At 37.6% G+C, this 1,901-nt stretch carries 3 protein-coding genes; all 3 read right to left on the bottom strand.

Going from position 1 to position 1,901, the window contains the following annotated elements; genetic code table 11:
- Positions 1-118: 118 nt before the first annotated feature.
- A complete protein-coding gene (locus VSA01S_RS19655; protein WP_083932343.1) occupies positions 119-1,234 on the bottom strand; it encodes a lipase family protein in 1,116 nt (371 codons plus the stop codon).
- On the bottom strand, positions 1,231-1,629 hold the full coding sequence (locus VSA01S_RS19650) for a type III secretion system chaperone (protein WP_039983943.1): 399 nt from the start codon (positions 1,627-1,629) through the stop codon (positions 1,231-1,233). Before VSA01S_RS19650 ends, VSA01S_RS19655 begins: the two co-directional genes overlap by 4 nt.
- Before the next feature lie 90 nt (positions 1,630-1,719).
- The coding region (locus tag VSA01S_RS20125) for a hypothetical protein (RefSeq protein WP_222593941.1) at positions 1,720-1,901 on the bottom strand (182 nt) is incomplete at its 5' end.

Genomic DNA, 1,901 nt, shown 5'->3' with positions numbered 1-1,901 from the left:
CGTAGCTCATTGCGGTAGTGCCATACCACCTCACAGCCGTCTTTCTGAACTGAGAACCATGAGGTTGCTTGGGCATATAGTTTAAGGTCGAAGAACTGTATATTCGACCTTAAATTGATTATGCAAATATCACCGATTGCGTTCTTGTTAGTTCGGTATTGGTATTAACCCAATCTGTGATTCGACTATAAAATTCATTATGCTCATCTAACCGCATAAATGTCTTATTGTTATTGGGCAAGGTAAGCGTTTTACCAAGGTGAGAGATACTATGAAAAACGTTATGCATAACAGGAACAAGGTCCCCTTTAATTTTTACGTGTAAAGTCTCGCTGCTCAGCTCTTTTAACTTGTCTTCAATCGCCTCTTTACTATCCATGCCAGTAATACTTTTATTTTTTTGGATCTGATTTACGATTTCATTCTTTGAAACAGCGCCAAGCTGTGCAGATGAAAAGTTTATTGATTTAATCGCTTTGTTTTTTTTTGCGCCTAGCATCAAAGCGGCATAAGAAGCTTCACCACCACCTTTAGAGTGGCCTGAAACACTAAATGAATATTCAGGTGGTAGCTTTGTTTGAAGCTCTGAGTAAATATTTTCTGCAAGCTGAGCAGCTTGTTCGTAACTTTTAGTCATCCCAAGATCTTCGAATCCAAATGCATTTCTTGCATTAGATAGCCACTGTTTCATTGTTGCAACTGCATTATTTATATTTCTAGCGACAAAAGTACCAGGCTTCTTTCCAGAAGTCGTTCCACCAAACACTAGACGCACCTCTTTTTCTTCGTCATTTACAAAAAGGAAAGCAGTCAGCCCGCGATTAGTGATAAGGCCATTCTTAATTTTCGGGATCTCTTCCGCTCCCTCAAACTTACTAAACGCCAGTTTAATAGGCGCTAAGGCTTCTGAGTTAATATCAGGACTCCATTTATTCTCTGTTGCAGCATCAAGAGTATGAGTATAAGGAAAATTTGCTAATGCGGCATCAGCCTTTAACGTTGTTTTAATCCGGTTAATTTGCTCGACGTCTTGCAACGATATCTTTTCGGCTTTGATTTGCTTTAGATCCATGTTGATTGTTGTGTTTGAGTCTATTCCCCTAGAAATAGGGCTAGACGACGGCGACTGATATATCTTCCCTGCTTGTTTTAGGTTTGTGTTATTAGATAGATTTAATTGAGTATTTACAACTCGCGGTTGAGACATTAAGTTATGTTTGCCGGCTATAATCATTTATGCTGATCCTCTGTAGTTAGTACTGAAAACATAATGTTGCGAGCTTCATTTGACTGGCTCCAGAAGTTATTGAGTGTATTAGTTTCAATGGCTTCTACAGGTAAAGACGTTGACAGAACAACGGTACGATCATCAGATGCGAGCGAGAAAGAAGCAAATCCAATCATGTCTGAATGGTTATTTAATAAGAGCAAATCTGAATGTAATTCTGGGTTATTTGGCCTATCTGCTTGATGGAGAATAAACATAAGTACCAAGCGAGATTGAGTAAGCATAAATGTACAGTAATGCTTTCCTTTATTATCAGTCAGGTTGCACACTCCATCATCCAATTGCCATTGATCTGATGATAAATGAGTTAACCAATGATTCACTTCTTTTTCAATATTCATGTTATTCCTTGGATTTTTGACTATCTTTATATGTTTAATTTATCAATATTACGGCAAGGAATATAATTAACTTTGAATGAGAATTTATCATTAAAAGACAAAATTACACACCTGGCCAATGAACGGCTTTGTTGGCGCGCTCAATAAATCATCAATTTTGATTTGAGCGTGCCTTACTTTATCAGGGCTTGTTACAAAAATTAAAGATGTTTCTGAGGTGCCTATACGAGCACCTCTTTTCATGCGTAGATTCCAAAGATATTTAAGAGTTC

The organism is Vibrio sagamiensis NBRC 104589, from assembly GCF_007990935.1.
Lineage (GTDB): Bacteria > Pseudomonadota > Gammaproteobacteria > Enterobacterales > Vibrionaceae > Vibrio > Vibrio sagamiensis.
The sequence above is the reverse complement of the archived record's forward strand: the minus strand, read 5'-3'. Positions and strand labels throughout refer to the sequence as shown.

Excerpts from the sequence above, each read along its gene's own strand:
- VSA01S_RS19655 (WP_083932343.1), bottom strand. The coding sequence starts at position 1,234 with ATGATTATAGCCGGCAAACATAACTTAATGTCTCAACCGCGAGTTGTA.
- VSA01S_RS19650 (WP_039983943.1), bottom strand. The coding sequence starts at position 1,629 with ATGAATATTGAAAAAGAAGTGAATCATTGGTTAACTCATTTATCATCA.